General features: G+C 36.2%; 18 protein-coding genes, 1 riboswitch and 2 other annotated features. Of the genes, 9 read left to right on the top strand and 9 right to left on the bottom strand.

Features of this window, described 5'->3' with window-relative positions; genetic code table 11:
* The first annotated feature begins 47 nt into the window (after positions 1-47).
* Genes EZV73_RS14070 through EZV73_RS14060 form a run of 3 tightly spaced genes read left to right on the top strand, consistent with a single transcriptional unit; the run spans position 48 to position 3,136 of the window.
* Positions 48-899: a putative selenate ABC transporter substrate-binding protein gene (locus tag EZV73_RS14070; RefSeq protein ID WP_240840974.1), complete on the top strand. Its 852-nt coding sequence runs from the start codon at positions 48-50 to the stop codon at positions 897-899.
* 10 nt (positions 900-909) lie between these two features.
* Positions 910-1,626 carry a phosphonate ABC transporter ATP-binding protein gene (locus tag EZV73_RS14065; RefSeq protein ID WP_240840973.1) on the top strand — a complete coding sequence of 239 codons (717 nt, stop codon included), beginning with the start codon at positions 910-912 and terminating at the stop codon, positions 1,624-1,626.
* Entirely contained in the window at positions 1,619-3,136 is a 1,518-nt protein-coding gene (locus EZV73_RS14060; RefSeq protein WP_240840972.1) for an ABC transporter permease, read from the top strand. The genes EZV73_RS14065 and EZV73_RS14060 overlap by 8 nt, the downstream gene beginning before the upstream one ends.
* A gap of 32 nt (positions 3,137-3,168) precedes the next feature.
* On the opposite strand, the gene EZV73_RS14055 is transcribed toward EZV73_RS14060, so the two are convergent.
* The 4 genes from EZV73_RS14055 to EZV73_RS14040 form a co-directional block, all read right to left on the bottom strand.
* Positions 3,169-3,786, bottom strand: a complete 618-nt coding sequence (locus EZV73_RS14055) for a cyclodeaminase/cyclohydrolase family protein (RefSeq protein ID WP_240840971.1) — start codon at positions 3,784-3,786, stop codon at positions 3,169-3,171.
* Positions 3,787-3,794: 8 nt separating this feature from the next.
* Positions 3,795-5,045: an imidazolonepropionase gene (hutI, locus tag EZV73_RS14050; protein ID WP_240840970.1), complete on the bottom strand. Its 1,251-nt coding sequence runs from the start codon at positions 5,043-5,045 to the stop codon at positions 3,795-3,797.
* A gap of 2 nt (positions 5,046-5,047) precedes the next feature.
* A complete protein-coding gene (ftcD, locus tag EZV73_RS14045; protein ID WP_240840969.1) occupies positions 5,048-5,953 on the bottom strand; it encodes a glutamate formimidoyltransferase in 906 nt (301 codons plus the stop codon).
* 65 nt (positions 5,954-6,018) lie between these two features.
* A complete protein-coding gene (locus EZV73_RS14040) occupies positions 6,019-8,043 on the bottom strand; it encodes a urocanate hydratase (RefSeq protein ID WP_240840968.1) in 2,025 nt (674 codons plus the stop codon).
* Positions 8,044-8,170: 127 nt separating this feature from the next.
* On the opposite strand from EZV73_RS14040, the gene EZV73_RS14035 reads away from it, so the two are divergent.
* From EZV73_RS14035 to EZV73_RS14020, 4 genes are read left to right on the top strand one after another with little or no spacing between them, the layout of a single operon-like run.
* A complete protein-coding gene (locus tag EZV73_RS14035) occupies positions 8,171-8,734 on the top strand; it encodes a hypothetical protein (RefSeq protein WP_240840967.1) in 564 nt (187 codons plus the stop codon).
* Positions 8,735-8,786: 52 nt separating this feature from the next.
* Positions 8,787-9,461, top strand: coding sequence for an MgtC/SapB family protein (locus EZV73_RS14030; protein WP_240840966.1), 675 nt, complete (start codon positions 8,787-8,789; stop codon positions 9,459-9,461).
* Positions 9,462-9,468: 7 nt separating this feature from the next.
* The gene (locus EZV73_RS14025; RefSeq protein ID WP_240840965.1) at positions 9,469-10,101 is read left to right on the top strand and encodes a YitT family protein; all 633 of its coding nucleotides are present in this window, start codon (positions 9,469-9,471) and stop codon (positions 10,099-10,101) included.
* A gap of 54 nt (positions 10,102-10,155) precedes the next feature.
* Positions 10,156-10,719, top strand: coding sequence for a hypothetical protein (locus EZV73_RS14020; protein ID WP_240840964.1), 564 nt, complete (start codon positions 10,156-10,158; stop codon positions 10,717-10,719).
* An 87-nt stretch (positions 10,720-10,806) separates the two neighbouring features.
* Here the strand turns inward: EZV73_RS14020 and EZV73_RS28670 are convergent, their stop codons facing one another.
* Together EZV73_RS28670 and asnS are read right to left on the bottom strand one after the other, a co-directional pair.
* Positions 10,807-10,935, bottom strand: coding sequence for a hypothetical protein (locus EZV73_RS28670; RefSeq protein WP_255813402.1), 129 nt, complete (start codon positions 10,933-10,935; stop codon positions 10,807-10,809).
* A gap of 7 nt (positions 10,936-10,942) precedes the next feature.
* Positions 10,943-11,023, bottom strand: a riboswitch (cyclic di-GMP riboswitch).
* A 100-nt stretch (positions 11,024-11,123) separates the two neighbouring features.
* Complete coding sequence (asnS, locus tag EZV73_RS14015) at positions 11,124-12,515, bottom strand: asparagine--tRNA ligase (RefSeq protein WP_240840963.1); 1,392 nt, start codon at positions 12,513-12,515, stop codon at positions 11,124-11,126.
* 39 nt (positions 12,516-12,554) lie between these two features.
* Positions 12,555-12,783: a binding site (T-box leader), on the bottom strand.
* 113 nt (positions 12,784-12,896) lie between these two features.
* On the opposite strand from asnS, the gene EZV73_RS14010 reads away from it, so the two are divergent.
* Entirely contained in the window at positions 12,897-14,060 is a 1,164-nt protein-coding gene (locus tag EZV73_RS14010) for a GGDEF domain-containing protein (RefSeq protein WP_240840962.1), read from the top strand.
* A gap of 17 nt (positions 14,061-14,077) precedes the next feature.
* Here EZV73_RS14010 and EZV73_RS14005 read toward each other — a convergent pair whose 3' ends face one another.
* The 3 genes from EZV73_RS14005 to EZV73_RS13995 all read right to left on the bottom strand — a co-directional run bounded on the left by EZV73_RS14005 (position 14,078) and on the right by EZV73_RS13995 (position 19,877).
* Positions 14,078-17,122 (bottom strand): tetratricopeptide repeat protein, encoded by a 3,045-nt coding sequence (locus tag EZV73_RS14005; RefSeq protein WP_240840961.1) that lies wholly within the window; start codon positions 17,120-17,122, stop codon positions 14,078-14,080.
* 26 nt (positions 17,123-17,148) lie between these two features.
* On the bottom strand, positions 17,149-18,303 hold the full coding sequence (locus tag EZV73_RS14000; RefSeq protein WP_240840960.1) for a hypothetical protein: 1,155 nt from the start codon (positions 18,301-18,303) through the stop codon (positions 17,149-17,151).
* 110 nt (positions 18,304-18,413) lie between these two features.
* The gene (locus EZV73_RS13995) at positions 18,414-19,877 is read right to left on the bottom strand and encodes an aminoacyl-histidine dipeptidase (protein ID WP_240840959.1); all 1,464 of its coding nucleotides are present in this window, start codon (positions 19,875-19,877) and stop codon (positions 18,414-18,416) included.
* A gap of 117 nt (positions 19,878-19,994) precedes the next feature.
* Positions 19,995-20,224 (top strand) — a binding site (T-box leader).
* An 80-nt stretch (positions 20,225-20,304) separates the two neighbouring features.
* On the opposite strand from EZV73_RS13995, the gene ilvA reads away from it, so the two are divergent.
* Positions 20,305-21,507 (top strand): threonine ammonia-lyase, encoded by a 1,203-nt coding sequence (gene ilvA / locus EZV73_RS13990; protein WP_240840958.1) that lies wholly within the window; start codon positions 20,305-20,307, stop codon positions 21,505-21,507.
* Positions 21,508-21,516: the final 9 nt, after the last annotated feature.

Raw genomic sequence — 21,516 nt, 5'->3', positions numbered from 1 at the left:
TTTCTCTACTAAACAAGTCTAGTATATACTCTTGCTAGGAGGAAGTTATGAAAAAAATATTATTACTAGTTTTATTAACATTAACACTTATGGGTTGTCAACCTAAAGAAGAAGCAACATTAATTATTGGCGGTATCCCAGATCAGAACACTTCTACATTAACAGAACGTTTTGATGAACTTGCCAAGTATATTGAAAAAGAAACAGGTATTAAAACGGAATATGTACCTTCTGCAGACTATGCAGCTTTGGTTACAGGCTTTAGCCGTGAAGAAGTCCACCTAGGATGGTTTGGTGGTTTAACTGGTGTTCAAGCCAGAAGTCAAGTTGAAGGTTCTGAAGCAATTGCACATAGACCAAGAGATGCTGAGTTTGAATCAGTATTCATTTATAATACTGCCAATACAATCGAAAATCTAAATGATTTAAAAGATAAATCCTTTACATTCGGTAGTGAAAGTTCAACGTCTGGTCATTTAATGCCAAGATTTTTCTTGATGGAAGTAGGTCTTACACCAGAGGAAACATTCTCAGACATCCCGAACTATTCAGGCTCTCATGACAAGACTTGGAAACTGGTTGAATCAGGTACATTTGATGCAGGTGCCTTAAACATTGCAGTCTGGGAATCGGCTGTTGATGAAGGTAAAGTGGATACAGACAAAGTCAAAGTATTTTATACCACACCACATTACTTCGATTATAACTGGTCAATCACAGATGTAGACAAAACATTTGGTCAAGGTTCAAAAGATAAAATCAAATCAGCACTACTTAAGTTCGGTGCAGATAATCCAGAGATTATGGCCCTCTTCCAAGATACAGGTTTTGTTGAAACCAACAATGATAATTACCAAGCAATATTAGATGTTGCAAAATCACTAGATATTATAGAATAACGGAGTCATTATGATTAAAGTCAGAAATCTGAATTGTGTAAAGGATAACCAGACAATTCTGAAAGACATTAATTTGACCATTGAAAAAAATGAAAAAGTTGCAATAATTGGACCGAGTGGGGCTGGAAAGACCACTCTTTTCAATATTTTATCTAAACTTGATGAAAGCTATAGTGGACAAATCATCATCAATGGCCATGCCATAGAGTCATACAAGGATAATAAGAGTTTTGCCAGTCAAATTGGTGTCATTTCTCAAGGCATTCACTTGATAGACAACCTTAAGGTCATTCACAATGTCTTGTCCGGCAAGTTAAAAGACTGGTCATTCATCCAATCGATGATTTCACTAGTAAAACCATTTGAAAAAGAAGTTGCTCTAGAAGCCCTACAAAAGGTTTCAATGGCTGAACATGTCAACAAGAAAACAGCCCATCTTTCTGGCGGTGAAAAGCAAAGAGTAGCCATTGCAAAGCTCATCGTTCAAAATCCAAACATTATATTGGCCGACGAACCCATTGCTGCCTTAGATCCCAAACTGGCTAAGGAAGCTATTCAACTTTTAATTCATCATTTAGATAGCAAGACAATTATAGCCATACTTCACCAGGTGGATTATGCCAAAGAATATTTTGACCGTATCATCGGTATAAAAGACGGTTGCCTTGTATTCGATATTCAGTCTACTCAGCTCACAGAAAAAATGATTGGTGATCTTTATGCGTAAACATGTACTTATATGGGCAATTCTTGTGCTTATTCTAATCTCCTTGATATTTACACCAATATCATTTAACGCAAATGGTTTAACAAATGCTAAGGAAATGATTCAAGCTGCTTTTACACCATCACTAAAGCAGCTACCTGGAGCTTTCGAGGCTGCTATTATAACTTTAAGTTATGCTTTTTCAGCTATAGGTATAGCTCTAATTTTTTCATTTATATTGAGTCTTTATGCATCAGAACTCCTTAAGTCAAACAGGACTATTAGGAAAATCATTCATGGTATATTTTCAGGATCAAGGGCTGTTCACGAACTCATTTGGGCACTCTTTTTAGTGACCATATTCGGATTAAAACCAATGCCAGGCATCTTAGCCCTTGCCATTCCCTATACGGGCATGCTTGGTAAAGTTTTTACTGATATCTTTAGACAACTAGACACACAGTCTATTGTACGTTTAAAACAGGCAGGGGCTTCAAAGGGTCAACTTATACTTTATGGCTATATACCTCAGGCCCTTCCCCAACTCATGAGCTATACATTTTATCGTCTTGAATGTGCCTTTAGGTCTTCTGCTGTACTCGGTTTTGTAGGTATTTCTGGCATTGGCTTGAAAATACAACTGATGTTAAATGATTTAAGATTTAATGATATGTTTACCTACATCTATGTACTCATATTTTTTGTCATCTTAATAGAAGCATGGACTGCTCAGTACAGAAGAAGAACTCATGAAAAGACCAGTCTTGCAATCTTTTTTTCCATGATTGTTATTTCATTCTTTTATATAGGTTTTGGCCAGGGTGCAATCTATGATGACATGCTTACCAGCAAGAATCTAGGTTTTGCCTTTCAGTTAATAAAAGATTTGCTAGGCTTTACAAATCAAAACCCAGCATTTACAGATATATTAGAAATCCAGCAAGTTTTATTTCTAACACTTAAAACCATTCAAATGAGCTTCGTCGCAATTTCTATTGCAACAACAGCCATGTTACTGACCTTGGTATTAGGAACAAAACGCTTTAGCCATCCCATAGCCTACGGTTTAACACGACTAGTCTACATCATCACAAGAGCAGTACCTGAACTTATCTGGGCTATGATACTGGTATTTATCTTCAAACCAGGTATCTGGGTTGGTGCTTTGGCTCTGGGTCTTCACAACTATGGCATTATTTCAAAATTATGTGCAGACGTTATAGAAAGTCTGCCGGATGAGCCTTTACAACACCTAAGATTTACTGGCGCATCTAGACCACAGTTACTTATTTACGGTGTTATCCCTAGCGTCATAAAACGTTTTGTCTCATATATTATCTACAGGTGGGAAATTATTCTCAGAACAACGATCGTAGTGGGTATTGCAGGAGCAGGTGGACTAGGTTACTACTTCAAATTTCACTTCAGCTTATTCCATTATACACATATAACCTTGGTTATCATTGTCTTTATGCTTTTAGTTAAATTAGCTGATACAACTTCAAACAAACTGCTTAAATTTGTTCAATAAAAAATCACATCGAAAGATGTGATTTTTAAGTCTTATAATTTAACAAGTGATAGGATTTCACCTTCAGTTTTGATTGCAGCAGCTTCTAGTTCATTGACTTCAGCAGTCATATCTTCAACGAACTTTTCATCTTTAATTGAACCTAAGTTGATCTTTACATTCATTAAAGCAGATAATACAGCTGTTCTAGCCATCATAGCAGATACAGCACCATCTGTTACTGCATTTGTGTTACCTTTTTCAACTACAATCTTAGAGTACTCCATGATTGAGAAAGCAACTTTAGCAGTTTGAAGTGGTACACTTGCAGCATACTTAGTACCTTCTTGAATAGCATTTGTTCTAGCAGCTTTTTCTTCGTCAGTTTCCTTAGGAAGCTTGAATGCCTTCATAACATCATCAAATGAGTTGGCATCTTTATCGATTAATTCAATCAGTTCTTGACGCTTTACTTCTAAAGCTTCAACAATACCTTTCATTTCTGATTCTACTTCTACGTACTTCTTCTTACCAATTGTAAGGTTTGCAACCATCTCTGCTAGAGCAGCAGCTAAAGCACCTGAAAGTGCTGCAATAGAACCACCACCTGGTACTGGCTCATTTGATGCAGTAGTTGCAACAAAATCTGTAATATTTTTATTAATTAACATTTGTCCTCCTATTTAACGAATGCTACTTGACCATTTTTTATAACAAGTTCAACTGTAGACACACCAATATGATATGGTAAGAACTTATATGATGGGAACTCATGAACAATGACGTCCGCTTTTTTACCTACATCTAAAGATCCTACTGTATCTGCTCTACCAACTGCAGCAGCACCATTGATTGTAAGCGCTGTAATCGTTTCTTCAGTTGTTAAGCCCATATATAAAGTTGATAATGCAATAGCTAGTGGAATTGACTCTGTATGACAAGAACCTGGATTGAAGTCCGTTGCTACTGCTACAGCACAACCTTGATCTACCATATATCTTGCTCTAGCATAATGCTCTTTTAATGAGAAGGCTGTACATGGTAAACAAGTCGCAACAACACCAGCCTCAGCCATAGCCTTGATACCTTCATCAGAAGCTTGTAACAAGTGGTCTGCTGACGTAGCACCTATTTCAGCAGCCAATTCAGAACCACCTAATTGTACAATTTCATCCGCATGAATTTTTGACTTAAGACCAAGCTCTTGAGCTTTAAGTAATAATTTTCTTGATTCTTCTACAGAGAATACCTTATCTTCACAGAAGATATCACAGAACTCTGCTAACTTATTTTCTGCTACAACAGGTAGCACTTCTTCGATTGTATAATCAATGAAGTCCATACCTCTACCCTTGTACTCTTTTGGTACTGAGTGAGCACCTAAGAAAGTCTTTACAACATCGAGCTCATGTCTTTCATCACAGATCTTTAAAGCTTCTAACTGCTTAAGTTCTGTATCCTTATAAAGACCATAGCCTGACTTACCTTCTACAGTTGTTACACCAAATGAAAGCATGCTGTCTAGTCTCTTAAGACCTAAGTCTACAAGCTCTTCTAATGAAGCGTCTTCTGTACCTTTTACAGAGTTGATGATACCACCACCACGCTCCATAATTTCTACGTAAGAAAGACCTCTAAGTCTCCAGTCATACTCATCTGCTCTGTAACCACCAAAGATAAAGTGGGTATGAGAATCTACAAAGCCTGGTGTAACAGCTTTACCAGCTGCATCAATAACACCATACTCATCAGCATTGATCTGAGACATAACTTCCTCAGTCGTGCCAACATGTGTGATGATACCATCCTCCATAGCGATGGCACCATTTTCAATCACACCTAAATCGTTCATAGCTTCTACACCAAATTTGGCAGCAGAGCCTGAACAAGTTACTAATTCATTAGCATTTATTATCAGTAATTTTTCCATAATTACTCCATTAAACTTGTTTCAAGAACTTTATCCATATCAAATCCGTAAAGTCCTAAGTAGTAAGCAGCAGCGTCAATTAATGCTTCCATTGGTACTAAACCAACAACTTCAGAACCAGTTACATTAACACCGTATCTTCTAGCTTCCATCTTAACTGCTTCAAATGCTCTGTAAATTGAAGTCTTTGTATAGTCAGTTAAGTTCATTGTTACTTGGCAGATGTTTCTCTCAGGAATCTCTACACCACCTGCTTTAATAAATCTGTAACCACCACCAGAGTGACGAATCGCCTTAGCAATCTTGTTAGCGATTTCTACATTAGTTGTATCTAAATCAATGTTGTAAGCTACTAATGGCTTTCTAGCTGCAACAGCAGTAACACCAGCAGTTGGGTGAATTTCTGGCTTACCAAAATCAGGTGCCCAGTTAGGGTCCTTTAACTTCTCAGGCATACCTTCGAATTGACCTTTTCTTACTTTTGCTAAGTTCTTTCTATCAGCTTTTGTAGCAGCATCTTCATATAAGAATACAGGAATATCATAAGCTTCATTGATAGCCTTACCCATTTCAGAAGCTAACTCTACAGCTTCATCCATAGACATATTTCTAATTGGAATAAATGGTACAACGTCAGTAGCACCCATTCTAGAGTGTTGACCTTCGTGCTTAGTCATGTCAATTAATTCTCTAGCCACACCAATTGCTTCTAAAACCGCAGCCTTAACAGCTTGAGGCTCACCAATTACTGTAACAACCATTCTGTTGTAATCTTTGTCTGGCTCATAACTTAACAAGTTAACGCCTTCTTTACCTCTTAAAGGTGCAACGATCTTTTCTACAACATCTAAGTCTCTACCTTCACTAAAGTTTGGTACACATTGTACAATTTTTCTTTTTTGAGTCATAACATCCTCCATGTAATTTTTATTATATGACAATATCCTGAACAGTGTTCAGGATATATGTTTTATTATTTTTTGTAAGTCTTAGAAACTAAGTTCTTAACTAAGTCAGCATCCGCAACAAATGGGATTGTGATGTGATCATCTGTACGAATATCATTGTACTCAGCACATGTTGTAATCGCATTTTCATTTCTTGCCCATGCTCTTCTAGCAACACCAACCATAGTATCCCATGGAATAGCTCTCTTAAGAATTGTATCAACTCTTTCAGATCCATCAAGAACCATACCAAAACCACCGTTGATTGATTTACCAATACCAACACCACCACCATTGTGAAGTGCTACCATTGTCATACCTCTAGAAGTGTTACCAGCGAAACATTGTGTTGCCATTTCAGCCATCACATTTGAACCATCTTTTATGTTAGAAGTTTCTCTGAATGGAGAATCTGTACCACCTGTATCATGGTGATCTCTACCTAACATAACAGGACCGATTTCGCCTTTTCTTACCATATCGTTAAACTTAAGTGCAATGTCTCTTCTACCTAAAGCATCTTGGTAAAGAATTCTTGCTTGTGTACCTACAACTAATTTATTTTCTTCTGCATCTCTAACCCATACATAGTTGTCTCTATCTTGACCTCTTCTGTTTGGATCGATAACGCCCATAGCAGCCTTATCAGTCTTTCTTAAATCTTCTGGATCACCTGATAAACATACCCATCTGAATGGTCCATAACCATAGTCAAATAACATAGGACCCATGATGTCTTCTACATATGAAGGCCAAATGAAACCATCTGTTTCATCGTTACCATTCTTACAGATTTCTTGAACACCTGCATCGTAGATAGCCTTCATGAATGAGTTACCATAGTCAAAGAAGTAAGAACCGTTTGCTACTAACTTCTTGATGATATCATAGTGCTTAACTAAAGAAGCATCTACTAATTTTCTAAAGGCATTCTTGTCTGTACCTAATAACTCTGTTCTTTCTTCGAAAGTTAAGCCAGCAGGACAGTAACCACCAGAATAAGGTGCATGACAAGAAGTTTGATCTGATAATAAGTGGATATCAATGTTGTTTTCAACAGCATACTCTAATAGATCTACTACGTTACCATGGAATGCAATCGCACGGCCTTCTTTTTTGTCCATATATTCTTTAGCCAGTTCGTAACACTTAGCTGGATCATCAGAATACTCATCTACCCAACCTTGTTCGTATCTAGTCATAACTCTTGAGTGGTCAACTTCTGCAATGATACCAACACCATTTGCAATCTTAACCGCTTTACCTTGAGCACCTGACATACCGCCTAAACCAGAAGTTACATATAATAAACCACCTAAATCACCATCATCAGGAACATTGTACTTGATTCTACCTGCATTCATAACAGTGTTGAAAGTACCGTGAACAATACCTTGTGGTCCAATGTACATCCAACCACCAGCAGTCATCTGACCATAGTTTGCAACACCTAGTGCAGCAGCCTTGTGCCATGCTTCTGGGTTGTCATACATACCGATCATTAAAGCGTTTGTCATTACTGCTCTTGGCGCTTCCGGATGTGATAAAAATAAACCTAGTGGATGACCAGACATAACTGCTAAAGTTTGATCTTCAGTCATTTCTTCTAAGTACTTCATGATCAGTCTGTATTGCATCCAGTTTTGACATACTTGACCAGTCTCACCGTATGTAACGAGTTCGTATGGATATAGTGCAATGTCAAAATCTAAGTTGTTGTCGATCATAACTTGGATTGCTTGAGCAGCCACACACTTACCTTTGTACTCCTGGATTGGTCTACCTTTAATGTTACCTTGTGGTCTAAATCTGTAACCATAAATTCTACCATGTGTATAAAGTTCGTCTAAGAACTCAGGTGCTAAGATTTCATGGAATTCTTCGTCTACGTATCTTAATGCATTTTTAAGAGCCAATTCAGTTTGCTCTTGTGTTAAAGTAAACTCTCTTTTAGGTGCTCTTCTGATACCCTCTTCAAATGTAGGATACTCAGGTAAAACCTTATCGAGTTTAATTGTCATTGTTTCCCCAATGTTTAAGTTGTTTAACATGTGTTTTCCCCTTTCTTATTTTACTAATGTTAGTCTATTACTCGGTCGTCCGAAAAACGTCAAATTAAAGATTTTTCAGATTTTGACGATATAAATATAAAGAATGTACATATAAGGAGGTATTGCTATGAGAATTGTCGACACAGCTCAAATCGAAGCATATAAGTCTCAGATTAAGGTACAAAAAAATGATGGTTCCAAGAAGGTTAAAATTGAAGGCGAGTCAACTTATGCCAAGGTATCTGTTGAAAGAACCATCACCGACAAAGCAGAATCTATGGAACCAAAAGATCAAATTGATATTTCGCTTCTTAGAGAGGAAGCTGAAAAAGCACATGCACATCTAAGACAGATTGTAGAAGACTTATTACGTAGACAAGGTATCGAAGTTGAAAAACTAGCTGATCTGAAACCAGAGGATATTCAAGTAGACCAGCAAGCCAGAGATGAAGCAAAGCAGATGATTGACGAAGGTGGTCCACTTAGCCCTGAGGCTGTCAGTGATAGAATTGTCGATTTTGCAAAAGCCATTTCTAATGGAGACAAGAGTAAATTAGAATTATTAAGAGAGGCCATTGATGAAGGTTTTGAACAAGCTAAAAACTTCATGGGTGGCGAACTACCAGAAATTACAGATAAAACTTATGAATTAATTCAAGAAAAATTAGATGCATGGGAAGAAGAACAGTGATGTTCTTTTTTTCGTTTAGGTGTATACTTAAATAAAAACATTAGGAGAAATTATGACATCACACACACTCGAAACAATTCTAAAAATTTTTATCGCATGTATACTGGGTGGCTTTATTGGACTAGAAAGAGAATCCGTTAACAGACCAGCAGGCTTTAGGACCCATATCCTTGTCAGCGTTGGTGCAACCATTGTTATGATTACAAACATAGATCTTGTAGAGATTATGGTGGGTTCTGCTGAAGTGCAACCCGGTAGATTTGGTGCTGCAGTTATCAGCGGCATCGGTTTTCTAGGTGCAGGTACCATTATCAAGAATAAGAATACCGTTAAAGGTTTAACCACTGCAGCTTCTTTATGGACAACAGCCTGCATTGGCCTTGCATTAGGAAGTGGTTTATACGAAATTGCCATTCCAGCGACCATCTTTGTTTTCTTAACACTTGAAGTTTTTCCTATTATAGAAAGAAAGCTGTCTTCAAATAAATACTCTAAAATTAGAATCACAAGTGTCAACACCGTAGGTCAACTCTCTTTAATCAGCAAGACATTTGAGGAAATGCATGTGAATGTGATTGGTATCAAAACTGCTCATGATGTATCAGAAGATGAAGACATTGTCATTACCTTTAAGATCAAATGTCCTGACAATCATAAGAAGTTGATTGTAGTCGATAGAATCAGTGCCCTGACTGGCGTATTAGAAGTGGAACTTAATCCAGAATAGAGGTCATATGTTTAAAAAAGTCATTCAATTGTTTTTAGGTTTCCTTTTAATCGCTTTAGGCGTTATCTTGATGAGGTATGCTTCACTTGGTCTTAATCCTTGGGGAACCTTTCATGATGGTCTATCCAAAATACTGGATATTCAATTTGGTACTGCCAGTCAACTAACAGGTCTTTTAATCATACTTTTATCACTTGTCCTTAAGATTTATCCAGGTATCGGGACCATCTTAAATATGTATTTCTGCGGCTTTTTTATCAACTTGATTGATAACCTTGAAATCATTCCAATGCCAAGTCATATTGTATCAAAAGTTTTATACCTTGTGCTTAGCATCTGGATACTGTCTTATGGTATCTACCTTTATATAAGTGTGGGTTATGGCGCAGGTCCAAGAGACGGTCTTATGGTAGGACTTATCAAACTGACAGGTGGCAAAACTTCTCTTATAAGAACCATGATAGAAACAACCGCCTTGATCCTAGGTTTTCTTATGGGCGGAAAAGTAGGCATAGGAACAATCATCTCTGCCTTTGCCATAGGCCATACCATCCAATACATCTTTAAGATCCACAACTTTAATCCTAAAGAAGTTAAGCATTTATCGATTATTGATTCTTTTTCAATAATATTTAAATAGTATTACATAAGACATTGTGGTAAACTAAAATAGTGATTATTAAAAGGTGGTAAAATGGAAGATAAAAATAAAAGGATTTATATTATGTTATCCTTTACGGGAACCATTTTAAGTCGAATTGTAAAAGTGGTGACACTGAGAGAGTACTCTCATGTATCAGTTGCCCTTGACTTAGAGTTTAACTCCCTGTACAGTTTTGGCAGAATTAATCCAAGAAACCCGTTTTCGGGAGGATTTGTTAAAGAAGAAATAGATAGTGGTACCTACAAAGTTTTCAAAAATACAGTTTGTAAAGTATATTCATTAGACGTAACAGAAGTGCAGTATTCAAAACTAAAAGCATTCATTGATGATTTTTATAAAGACAAGGAACGTTATGGTTTCAATGTCATAGGTCTTTTCGGTCCAATGATCAACATTCCTTTGAACAGACAGCACCATTACTTCTGTTCTCAGTTTGTTGGCAAAGCACTTTTAAAGTCTGATATCTATGATTTTCAAAAGGATGTTGGTCTTATCAAACCCATTGAGTTTGCAACCATACCAAATCTAAAGGTGGTCTACGAAGGTAAACTTCAAGATTATCCAAATTTTCTAAAAACATTAAAGAACGACTAAAAACTCCAAGGGAGTTTTTTTTATGTTAAGCTACAAAAAACTAAAAAACACCTCATGGCGTTTTATAGTTTATCATCTCATCCAAAATTATACTCTTTCCAAAAAACTTGAGAGAACCATCTCTCCCCCAAATGCGTTAAAGAGAAGCACTACTAAGATACCTAATAATGCGACTGCTATGACCCATTTCATTAAGTGTTTGGTTTCATAACTCATTTTTACCTCCGGCAGCCTGGCAGTCATAGTTAACCGTAGACCCATAGCTTTGCGACCTCCCGTTTCCAAGAGTTTGCTTTTGTCATTAATACTATAACATAGTCTACTAGTCTGGTCTTTTATTTTGTCTATTTAGCCATATAGGTAAGTATTTAGCCAAAAAAAATCCTGCATAATGCAGGATTTCATTAGAATTCAGCTTGTTTAGTTGTTCTTGGGAATGGAATAACGTCTCTGATGTTCTTCATACCAGTTAAGTACATAATTGCTCTTTCGAAACCTAATCCGAAACCAGCATGCTTTGTTCCACCGTATCTTCTCATATCAAGATACCACCAGTAATCTTCTTCGTTTAAGCCCATTTCCTTGATTCTATCAATAAGGACATCGTATCTTTCCTCTCTTTGAGAACCACCGATTAACTCACCAACACCAGGTACCAATAAGTCTGTTGCAGCAACAGTCTTACCGTCATCGTTCATTCTCATGTAGAAAGCCTTGATATCTTTAGGATAGTCTGTTACAAATACTGGACGCTTATAAACTTCTTCAGTTAAGTAACGCTCATGTTCTGTTTGTAAGTCTACACCCCAAGATACTGGGTATTCAAATTCTTTGTCACACTTCTCTAGTATTTCTACAGCTTCTGTGTATGTTACTCTAGCAAAGTCTGAAGTTGCAACCAGCTTAAGTCTTTCTAAAAGACCCTTGTCAATTCTTTGGTCAAAGAATTCAAGTTCAGCTGGACATTCCTGCATCACATAGTTGATTAAGTACTTAAGCATATCTTCAGCTAAGTTCATATCATCTTCTAAGTCAGCAAATGCAATTTCAGGTTCTACCATCCAGAACTCAGCAGCATGTCTTGCTGTGTTTGAGTTTTCTGCTCTAAATGTAGGACCAAATGTATAAACGTTTCTAAATGCCATACAGTGCGTTTCTACTGCTAACTGACCTGAAACTGTTAAGTTTGTCTCTTTACCAAAGAAGTCTCTCTTGTAATCAATATCGCCTTCTTTAGTCATTGGTACTTTATCTAAATCAAAAGTTGTTACTTTAAACATTTCACCAGCACCTTCGGCATCAGAACCTGTGATGATTGGCGTATGCGTGTAAACAAAACCTCTCTCGTTAAAAAACTTGTGAAGTGCAAAAGCAGCTACTGATCTTACTCTGAATACAGCGTTGAAAGTGTTTGCTCTTGGTCTAAGGTGAGCGATTGATCTCATGTACTCAAATGTATGACGCTTCTTTTGTAATGGATAATCTGGATCAGATCCACCTTCTAATGTTACTGATGTCGCCTTGATTTCAAATGCTTGCTTTGCATCTGGTGTCATAACTAATTCACCTTCAACAATGATTGATGAAGCAATTGAAAATTTCGCTACTTCAGCAAAGTTTTCCATATCTTGTTCAAATACAATTTGAATGTTTCTATAATGTGTACCATCGTTTAACTCGATGAAACCAAACGCCTTTGAAGCTCTTAATGTACGAATCCAACCAGCTACTTTAATAGACTTACCAGTAAATGATTCTGGAGATTTGTAAATATCTCTAAATAATGCATAACTCATTTTTCTTTCCTCCTTCAAAAAATTAAAAAAACCCTTCGATATAGGGACGAATAACCGCGGTACCACCCTACTTATCAAAAGATTGATCTCTCACTATGAGCTAACACTCAACATCGATGTAACGGTCGATACCCGTCTAAGCCTACTCTTTTCATTTCGGTTAGAAGCTCTGAGATGTTATTCACTACTGCTATCTTATCGGGCTTACACCATCCCCAACTCGCTTTTAGCATCACAGCTAGTTACTTCTTCTCTTCCTTGCTTATCTTCTTTGATTATTTGTATTATAATACATGATAATTCACTTGTAAAGTATAAATTTTACTTTTAAAAGCCACCATTATTGGGTAGAATTAATTATAGTGACAGAAGGAGTATTACATGGTAACACAAATTGTACAATTAGAATTGTTTATATTAATCATCATGCTTTCCACCATTGTCATGGTGGGTGCTTATTTCAAAAAAGAAAAAGATGTTTTACAACGTATCCTGGTCAATTCATCTATCTTTTTATTTATGATTATTTTGAGCAACAGTATCAAAACCATTGATTCTGGATTATATTGGCAACTTTCATATTTCCTATTTGCAGTTATTACATTTATTATTATTCAGACACCAGTCACCTCCTTAGGACTTATCATTGTCAACTTAGTCATCAGTATCATCATCGCCTTTATACCCGTAGAAGAAATCATAGCCATCAACCTAACATTTATTCTCTTAATCGTGAATACGGCCCTTTATCTTCTTATGATTTCTCAATTTAGAAAGAGTCAACCAAGACTCGTTAACTTAATAGGCATACTGGCCATCGGCATCATTACGTCCTATTTCTTAGATCCAATCTATCATATGTCATTAATGACAATTGTTATATCCTTTATAGCATGGTATGTCTTAGATCAAGTGATTACAGAAAATATCAAGTACGATGAAGCCCTTCAGGACAAACTGAAAAAACTTGAAAATGAGTTTAACTATGAGCTTAGGAAAGAAGTCAACAAACATACCTTCCACCTTAAAGAAGTTCAAGAAAAGATGTCTCATATCAACAAGATTGACAACTTAACAAAAGCCTACAACAAAAAGGCCATCTTCAATATTGTTGAAGAACTGACTTTAGATAGAAGAGTTGAAAAGTTTACAATTATCATGTTTGACTTAGATAAGTTTAAAAACTTAAATGATACATTAGGTCATGTACAAGGTGATTTGTGTTTAAAGTCACTTGCAGCCATAGCAAGAGAATCCATCCGGGACAGTGATTCTTTAGGAAGATATGGTGGTGATGAGTTCTTAATCGTTTTACCTAAGGCAAGTTTGAGTACAGCAGTATCCATAGCAGAACGTTTTAGAAAGAAGATCGATACGGAAACTCAGCCTCACTTTACCATTTCATGTGGTTTGGCGTCCTATCCTGAAGATGGTAAAACCCTGAAAGAACTCTTAGACATAGCTGATAAGGGTCTATACCGTTCAAAGGAAAAAGGTAGAAATGCTGTTTCCTATGACAATCCAAATAACGACAAAAAATATTAGCGATCACAGTGTGATCGCTATATTAAATCCCTTTTTATAGAAAGTTCATTTAATCGTCTCATTTCATAACAGTCTTTGAAATTCCTTAAATGATAAATCCCTTTTTCTATATAATCCTCTCCACCAGCTTCTATAAACTTAGCCAGTTTCATTGAGAAGATGTTGCCCTCAAGTAGAATATTTTCAAGCTCAGCCTTGATTCTACAAACTACTGCCTGTTCATAAGGATTGTTCATTTTAGCAGAATAAAGATCTGCCATTTTAAAGAGCTCTAAAGCCTTGTCATCATTGCCTTTTTTAACGTGAAGTAGACCTAAGAAACCATAGGCAATTGACCTTCTCCAAGGAAAATCAAGTTGTTCATAAAGTTTAATGGCAGATTCAAAGTATCTTTGAGCAAGAATAAAGTCACCTAGGTTGTAGGCTGAATGACCTGCATTGGTATAAAAGACTGTCAACCTGCCAAGTAAATCATTGTTTTCACAGATTTCAATGGCCTTTTCATAATACCTAATAGACTCCTCAAAGTCACCCTTAAACCTATTGGAATCCCCCATATAATAGTAGGCTGCAGCAATGTTTAAGGTATACTTATCTTTTTCCTTAAACTTCTTCATAATGTCAATAGACCTAAGTAGGAACTCTTCGCCCTTCTTAAATTGAGATTTAAGTACAAAGTACAAACCCTTTAATCTTAGAAGTATACCAATTTCAAATCGCATCTCTTCCTTATGGGCTATTCTTAAGGCCGTACTTAAGTTTTCAGCCATAAAGGACATGTTATGTGTATTGATGGAATAAAAGATATTTTGTAAGTAACCTTTGATCAAGTACTTTTTATTGTCAATTTCAGTCGAAATATCAATGACTTCTCTTATAGCCTGAAGACCCTTCTCATAAAGTCCATTGTTGATATAATGTCTACCAATCATATGCTTAAACTTTAGCTTTAAATCTATTAAATGATCATGTACATAGTCTCTTCTTAGCTCTTCAAAGAGTTCTTCAATCTTTTCAAATTCATGATCTATTTCTTCCTCAGTAAAGAAGATACTTTCATGGTTAAAGACATCCCTTTCCTTGATAAGAGGAAAAACTTCATGACTTGATTGTAAATACTCATATAAGTTTTTAATTCTGTATTCTAAAACTTTAATATGATTATTGGCCTGTCCATAATGGAATATAAGTTTTGAATAGCCATTTCTGTCGTACTTATAGAGCATCTGCTCTTCTATGCGTTTAGCTATACGCGTATGAAGAATTTTTTGCTTTGATAAAGATAAATCTTTATAAATAAACTCTTTTATCTTACTGTGAGTAAAAGCATAAACTGCATCACCTTGGTCATTGAGCTCTTCTTTTATCAAATACATGGATTCTAGTTCTTCAATTAGATCAAGGACAACAAATTCATTCTTTTCACTGATCTTAATAATGTCTTCAACTGAGAATCTCTTTAAATAAACCGATGCCAGTTGAATGACCTGAAGACTCTCTTTTGAAATGTTTAAGAGTCTATGTTTAAGCGCATCTTGAATTTTAGGACTCAGTGCACTGTAGTCCTCATGTTCCAATGAACTTAGAAGCTCGGTGATAAAAAGGGCATTTCCTTCGGTTTCCGGATAAATGACAGCTTCTAGTTTTTCATCCACATGACCTAAATAGGCTTCTACAAATGATAAAGTTTCTTCTTCGCTGAATCTTTCAAGCTGTATTCTTCTGATAATCTCTCTAGAAGAGAACTCAGAAATAAATCTTTCGATGGTATCATTATGAGCATTTCTACAAGTGATATAGACAACCGGATTGTCTGCATATCTTTCGTTGATCAGCTTTTTAAGCATAATCTGACTAGGTTCATCCAACCACTGGATATCCTCAAATATCAGAAGTAGTTTAACAGACTTAGTCACAATCTTAATCAACTCATAAATGGCATTTTCAACCGTTCTTTTTCTAAAGACATGTTCATCTGTTTTTCTGTTGCTTGGTACACTGCCTCTTTTTTCAAATGATGGGAAAGTAGATACAATAGCCAGTTTCACAAACTCTGGGATCTCAATATTATGAGCGTCAACTATGCCACCAAGTTTTTCAATCAAATCATCCCAAGCCTTTAAGTTAAAGCCTTCAATGGCTTGATAGCAAAACACCCTTACCACTTCAACATCGTCATTTTTTAGCTGGTGAATCAAGGTATTCATCAGAGCCGTCTTACCAACACCTAACTCCCCTTGAATCAGATAGTGGGTGTATTCTCTGTTTTGAAGGTAGTTATGATAGTTCTTAACCAGTCGATCCAGTTCTTTACGTCTACCGTAGAAAAATACATCGGTTTCTTTTTTCGCCTTTTTCTTAGCCTGAGATCTTTTTTGAACAATAACATTGTATAGATTGGTTGTCTGTTCATCTGGACTAATGGACAGTTCATCGTCTAATAGCCTAACCAAATCATCATAAAGGGTCATGGATTTATCATAACGACCAGATTCAAAATAAGATTTCATCAGCATACGATAAATTTCTTCATCAAAAGGATCGATTTTAATCAACTTCTTACAGTACTTACCTACTAGGTTGTACTGCTTTTCATCAAAGTACTTATGGGCTAAATCCAAAGTCTTTTGAATGTATAAACCTTCATAAAACTGCCTCTGTGACAAAAGCCAATTTTCAAAATTTTCACAACCTTTTAGATTTAGACCTTCAATCAGACCACCACGGTAAGCATCCACATCACCAGGCTCAGCCATAAAATTCTCTACATCTAAATTAAGATCTAACTTGCTGTTTAATTCTATCATAGAACGTTGAGGTGATATGAATACCTCAACGTTTAATGTTTTCTTGATGATATAAATGGCATTTCTTAAGTTTTTCTTTGCAACATTCTCTTCCGAATCAGACCAAAATAAATTGACCAAATGATCCCTTGTTGTTCTTTTTACCAAAAGCAAGTAATAGAATAATGCATCTGCCTTTTTAAAAGGAAACTTAACTTCCACATCGTCATATCTTACTTCTGGTATGCCAAATAATTTAACTTCTAATTTTGCCATTTAACACCTCTTATGTTAAGTACAATTTATTGTTTCGTATAACCATCGATTAACCACTTGCCATCAATCTTCTTTAAAGAATAAATCCAATTGTATTTGGCAACTGTCGTAGAACCGTCTTTCGTTTTTTGAATTTCTTCATAAACCTTAGCAGTCGCATATGAACCTGATACATTAACTTGGTTGATCTTCATCACTAAGAACTTCTCCGTTAAACCTGTACGGTTGAAGTTCTTAGCATTTTTATAAGCCACACCATTTGATGTAATTAAGTCAAAGTAAGCCTGATTGTCATTGTTTACATATTCTATCCAAGCATCATTAAATTCTACTAAAGCATTTCTGACAGCCTGTTCTTCGTCCTTTTTATCATCTTCTTGAGAAGTGTCACTTGTTGTATCTGAATCTCCAGTTTCACTTGAACCAGTATCTGTTGCATCAGTATCTGTCGTGTCTGTTTCTGAATCAGTCTCTGTTTCTGTTGCATCTGTTTCTTCATTGTCTACTGGCTCATCTGTTTCAGTATCAGCTGACTTTAAATAGCCTGAACCTGAACCATAAAGACCATAACCTTGTGAAAAGTTTTTACCATCAATTTCTACCAACTTTGTAAATGCAATCACACCGAAGTTTTCCATGATTTTACGCGTCTCAGAGTAACCGGTCTTCTTATCAACATAAGTTACCTTATAGATGTTACCACGCTCGTCCTCGTCAACTTGGATGATTTCGCCTTCTAGTGTTACCTTTTTACCTTCTTGGTTCTTAACCTGTTCCGTCCACTTTGTGCCTTTTTCAAGTGGCGCCTTGATGATGGTCAACTCATCATATTCAGAATCCAACATCATAGGTGCTGTTTTTGTCTGTATAACAGAATCACCCATTATTTTATAGAAAAGGCTGATTGTATAATCCGTTGCTTGTTCACCGCTAACAACATCTTCAACTTCACCTTCCACTTTATAGATAATTTCTTTTTCATCTTCAGTGATAGACTTTAAATCCATTTCATGATAGTACTCAGCTGCACCCCTATAAGCCCATCTAAAACCTTCATTAGGCATTAATTTCATCAATTCTTTATTCAATGGTAGATCATTAGCAGCTTCATCGTTAGAACATGCTGCAAATGTCAATAATACCAAAGACATCATCAACAGTAATATTACTTTTTTCTTCATAAGTCCTCCCCACAATCTCTGACTCTATCATACCTTTTATCGACATAACAAACAACTGTTCCAATTGAAAAAAGTCAATAAATTAAGAACAGTTGTTATTTTTTTTGACTTTATTGAATTGCCTTAAGAACATTTTGTAAAAATACCCATGTTCTTTCAACAGATTCAATGTCTAACTCTTCATAAGGTGTATGAACATTGGCCATATTTGGCCCTAAAGAAATCATATCTAAATCAGAACCATCTGTATCTGTTAACTTCTCAGCAAAGAAACCACATTCCAAGCCAGCATGAATAGCTGCAATCTCTGCCTCTTTACCAGTTGTTTCCTTGTAAACAGACTTAAACAAATCCTGTAACATGGACTTATTGTTATAAGCCCACTCAGGGTAGTCAGAAACCGTCTCTAGATGCCCTCTTACCAGTTTAGAAAGAACTTCAATACGATTTAAAATCTCATACTTTAATGATTTCACAGAAGACCTTATAGCAGATTCAAACACCAAAGAACCTTCTCTTTCAGCTAACACACCAATATTCAGTGATGATTCTACCAAGCCTTCAATTGCGAAGCTCATGGTTTGAACACCACATGGTATCATTAAAAGTGTTTGAATGATGCGTTCCTTTAACTCATTTGAGTAACAAGATGCTTCTTGATCGACAGGCAACACCTCAATATTTAAGTGATCGGTTTGAACAAGTTCCTTGTTAAAGACGCCTTCTAGCTCTTTGACTTTGTCCTTTAATGCTTCGATGTCTTTTGTAGAAATAACTGCATAAGCTTCTCTAGGAATTGCATTTGGTTTAGAACCACCGAAAATTTCAACTAGATTGTAGTTATCAATACCATCTAATAATCTACCTAATAACTTAATGGCATTACCTCTACCATCTTTGATATTTAAACCAGAATGGCCACCTTTTAAGTCTTTGATCATGATCTTGTAACAAGGCATTTCATTGGCTTCTTTTTCAATATCTAGTAAGATATTTGCTCTAACGCCACCTGCACACGATGCAAAGAAAACACCTTCTTCTTCAGAGTCAATGTTGATCAAAAGCTTACCTGACACATTCTCCTTCTTGAAACCAATTACACCGCCCATGCCTGTTTCTTCTTCAACAGTCACTATTACCTCAAGTGGTGGATGTGATATATCATCAGAATCAAGAATAGCCATGGCGTAAGCCACTGCAATACCGTTATCTGCTCCAAGCGTTGTGCCCTCAGCCTTAAGTAAATTACCGTCTATGTAAAGTTTTAATGGATCCTTTGTAAAATCATGAACAGTGTCCTCATTCTTTTCACACACCATGTCCATATGTCCCTGTAAAATAACAACCGGTGCTTGTTCATAACCTTTTGTTCCAGGCTTTTTAATGATAATATTCATAACATCATCTTGAATGGTCTCAAGTCCTAGAGATTTACCAAACTCATACAAGTAATCTGATACCTCTTTTTCATTGCCTGAACCTCTTGGGATCTGACTTAACTGCTCAAAATAACGGAATACTTTTTCCGGTTTCAAACCTTTTGTCACATAATCTAAGTTTTCAAATCTATTCATAGGATTCTCCTTTCTTTTCCTCCTCTATTTTAACATAATTAGAGGCAAAATTTATACTGAAAAAAAGATTTGAAATGCTATTGACATACGAATATTAAATTGTTAGAATATTTAAATAATACGGCGTTGAAAGAGACACGTTTATTCACAAAAATGATCCAAGAGAGCTGATGTTTGGTGGGAATCAGTATCATTTGAATAAATTCATCCCTCTTGAGCTTTTACTCCGAAGTCAGTAAGAGTAAACGATTAGCCTCGTTAAAGGCTTAGGTTTGATAGAACTGAAGTGAGCGATTTGTTTTTATACAAATAATTAAGGTGGTAACGCGGGTAAACTCGTCCTTTTATTAGGAGGAGTTTTTTTGTATTTAATTGATACATCCATTGGTACACCTCATTTCTTTTCTACAGTTATGAAGGAGGAAAAATGAAGCACTTAGAGCAATTAGAAAAAGCACAAAATGTACTAAAAGATGTTTTACTGGATACATCACTTATTTACAGTCCAGCGTTCAGCCAGGAATACAAAAACGAGATTTATATCAAACCAGAGTGTTTGCAAAAAACTGGCGCATTTAAGATTCGAGGCGCATATAACAAAATAGCCAATTTGACAGATGAAGAAAAATCGCTAGGCCTTATATGTTCGTCTGCTGGCAATCATGCACAGGGTGTCGCTTATGCGGCTAAAGAGCTTGGCGTTAAAGCAACCATCGTTATGCCCAAAACAACACCACTCATTAAGGTAGAAGCGACTAAAAAATACGGGGCTAATGTGGTTCTCCATGGCGATGTATATGACGATGCCTACAATGAAGCAAGAAGACTTGAAAAAGAAAAACAGCTTACCTTTATCCATCCTTTTGATGATTTAGATATCATCTACGGTCAAGGGACAATAGGTTTGGAAATACTTGATGAACTCAAGGATGTAGACTACGTCTTGGTACCAATTGGTGGTGGTGGTCTTATATCAGGTATTGCCATGGCCATTAAGGAAAAGAACCCAAGTGTTAAAGTAGTAGGTGTTGAACCTAGAGGTGCAATGGCTATGAAGCAGTCTATAAGAATGAACGAAAGAGTCTGTCTTAATAAAGTCGACACCATAGCTGATGGTGTTGCAGTTAAGGTACCAGGTGAACTTACCTTCGAGCTCATAAAGAAATATGTGGATGATATCATCGTCGTAGATGATTATGACTTGATGGAAGCCTTTTTAATGCTTGTAGAAAAACATAAGATTGTTGCAGAAAACGCTGGCCTTCTATCACTGGCAGCCCTTAAGAAACTTAAGACAAAAGACAAGAAGATTGTCTCTTTACTAAGCGGTGGCAACATAGACGTACTGACAATTTCTTCACTCATTAATAAGGGTTTGGTTTCTAGAGGTAGAATCTACTGCTTCTCAGTAGACCTTCCAGATACGCCAGGTCAGTTGCTTCAGATTTCACAAATCTTAAGTGATAACAAGGCAAATGTTGTTAAACTTGATCACAATCAATTTAGAACCACTGACAGGTTCCATCATGTTAACTTGCAAGTAACCATTGAGACAAATGGCCATGAACACCTAAAAGTCATTGTTGATGCACTTGAAAAGCATGGTTTCCATGTAGAAGAAGTCAACTAATCACAGCTT

The sequence above is a fragment of the Acidaminobacter sp. JC074 genome (assembly GCF_022496765.1).
Taxonomy (GTDB): domain Bacteria; phylum Bacillota; class Clostridia; order Peptostreptococcales; family Acidaminobacteraceae; genus JABXKX01.
The sequence above is the reverse complement of the archived record's forward strand: the minus strand, read 5'-3'. Positions and strand labels throughout refer to the sequence as shown.

What these genes read in the sequence shown, in the direction of transcription:
- EZV73_RS14070 (WP_240840974.1), top strand. Translation starts at nt 48, where the DNA reads ATGAAAAAAATATTATTACTAGTTTTATTAACATTAACACTTATGGGT.
- EZV73_RS14065 (WP_240840973.1), top strand. Translation starts at nt 910, where the DNA reads ATGATTAAAGTCAGAAATCTGAATTGTGTAAAGGATAACCAGACAATT.
- EZV73_RS14060 (WP_240840972.1), top strand. Translation starts at nt 1,619, where the DNA reads ATGCGTAAACATGTACTTATATGGGCAATTCTTGTGCTTATTCTAATC.
- EZV73_RS14055 (WP_240840971.1), bottom strand. Translation starts at nt 3,786, where the DNA reads ATGTTAATTAATAAAAATATTACAGATTTTGTTGCAACTACTGCATCA.
- hutI (WP_240840970.1), bottom strand. Translation starts at nt 5,045, where the DNA reads ATGGAAAAATTACTGATAATAAATGCTAATGAATTAGTAACTTGTTCA.
- ftcD (WP_240840969.1), bottom strand. Translation starts at nt 5,953, where the DNA reads ATGACTCAAAAAAGAAAAATTGTACAATGTGTACCAAACTTTAGTGAA.
- EZV73_RS14040 (WP_240840968.1), bottom strand. Translation starts at nt 8,043, where the DNA reads ATGTTAAACAACTTAAACATTGGGGAAACAATGACAATTAAACTCGAT.
- EZV73_RS14035 (WP_240840967.1), top strand. Translation starts at nt 8,171, where the DNA reads ATGAGAATTGTCGACACAGCTCAAATCGAAGCATATAAGTCTCAGATT.
- EZV73_RS14030 (WP_240840966.1), top strand. Translation starts at nt 8,787, where the DNA reads ATGACATCACACACACTCGAAACAATTCTAAAAATTTTTATCGCATGT.
- EZV73_RS14025 (WP_240840965.1), top strand. Translation starts at nt 9,469, where the DNA reads ATGTTTAAAAAAGTCATTCAATTGTTTTTAGGTTTCCTTTTAATCGCT.
- EZV73_RS14020 (WP_240840964.1), top strand. Translation starts at nt 10,156, where the DNA reads ATGGAAGATAAAAATAAAAGGATTTATATTATGTTATCCTTTACGGGA.
- EZV73_RS28670 (WP_255813402.1), bottom strand. Translation starts at nt 10,935, where the DNA reads ATGAGTTATGAAACCAAACACTTAATGAAATGGGTCATAGCAGTCGCA.
- asnS (WP_240840963.1), bottom strand. Translation starts at nt 12,515, where the DNA reads ATGAGTTATGCATTATTTAGAGATATTTACAAATCTCCAGAATCATTT.
- EZV73_RS14010 (WP_240840962.1), top strand. Translation starts at nt 12,897, where the DNA reads ATGGTAACACAAATTGTACAATTAGAATTGTTTATATTAATCATCATG.
- EZV73_RS14005 (WP_240840961.1), bottom strand. Translation starts at nt 17,122, where the DNA reads ATGGCAAAATTAGAAGTTAAATTATTTGGCATACCAGAAGTAAGATAT.
- EZV73_RS14000 (WP_240840960.1), bottom strand. Translation starts at nt 18,303, where the DNA reads ATGAAGAAAAAAGTAATATTACTGTTGATGATGTCTTTGGTATTATTG.
- EZV73_RS13995 (WP_240840959.1), bottom strand. Translation starts at nt 19,877, where the DNA reads ATGAATAGATTTGAAAACTTAGATTATGTGACAAAAGGTTTGAAACCG.
- ilvA (WP_240840958.1), top strand. Translation starts at nt 20,305, where the DNA reads ATGAAGCACTTAGAGCAATTAGAAAAAGCACAAAATGTACTAAAAGAT.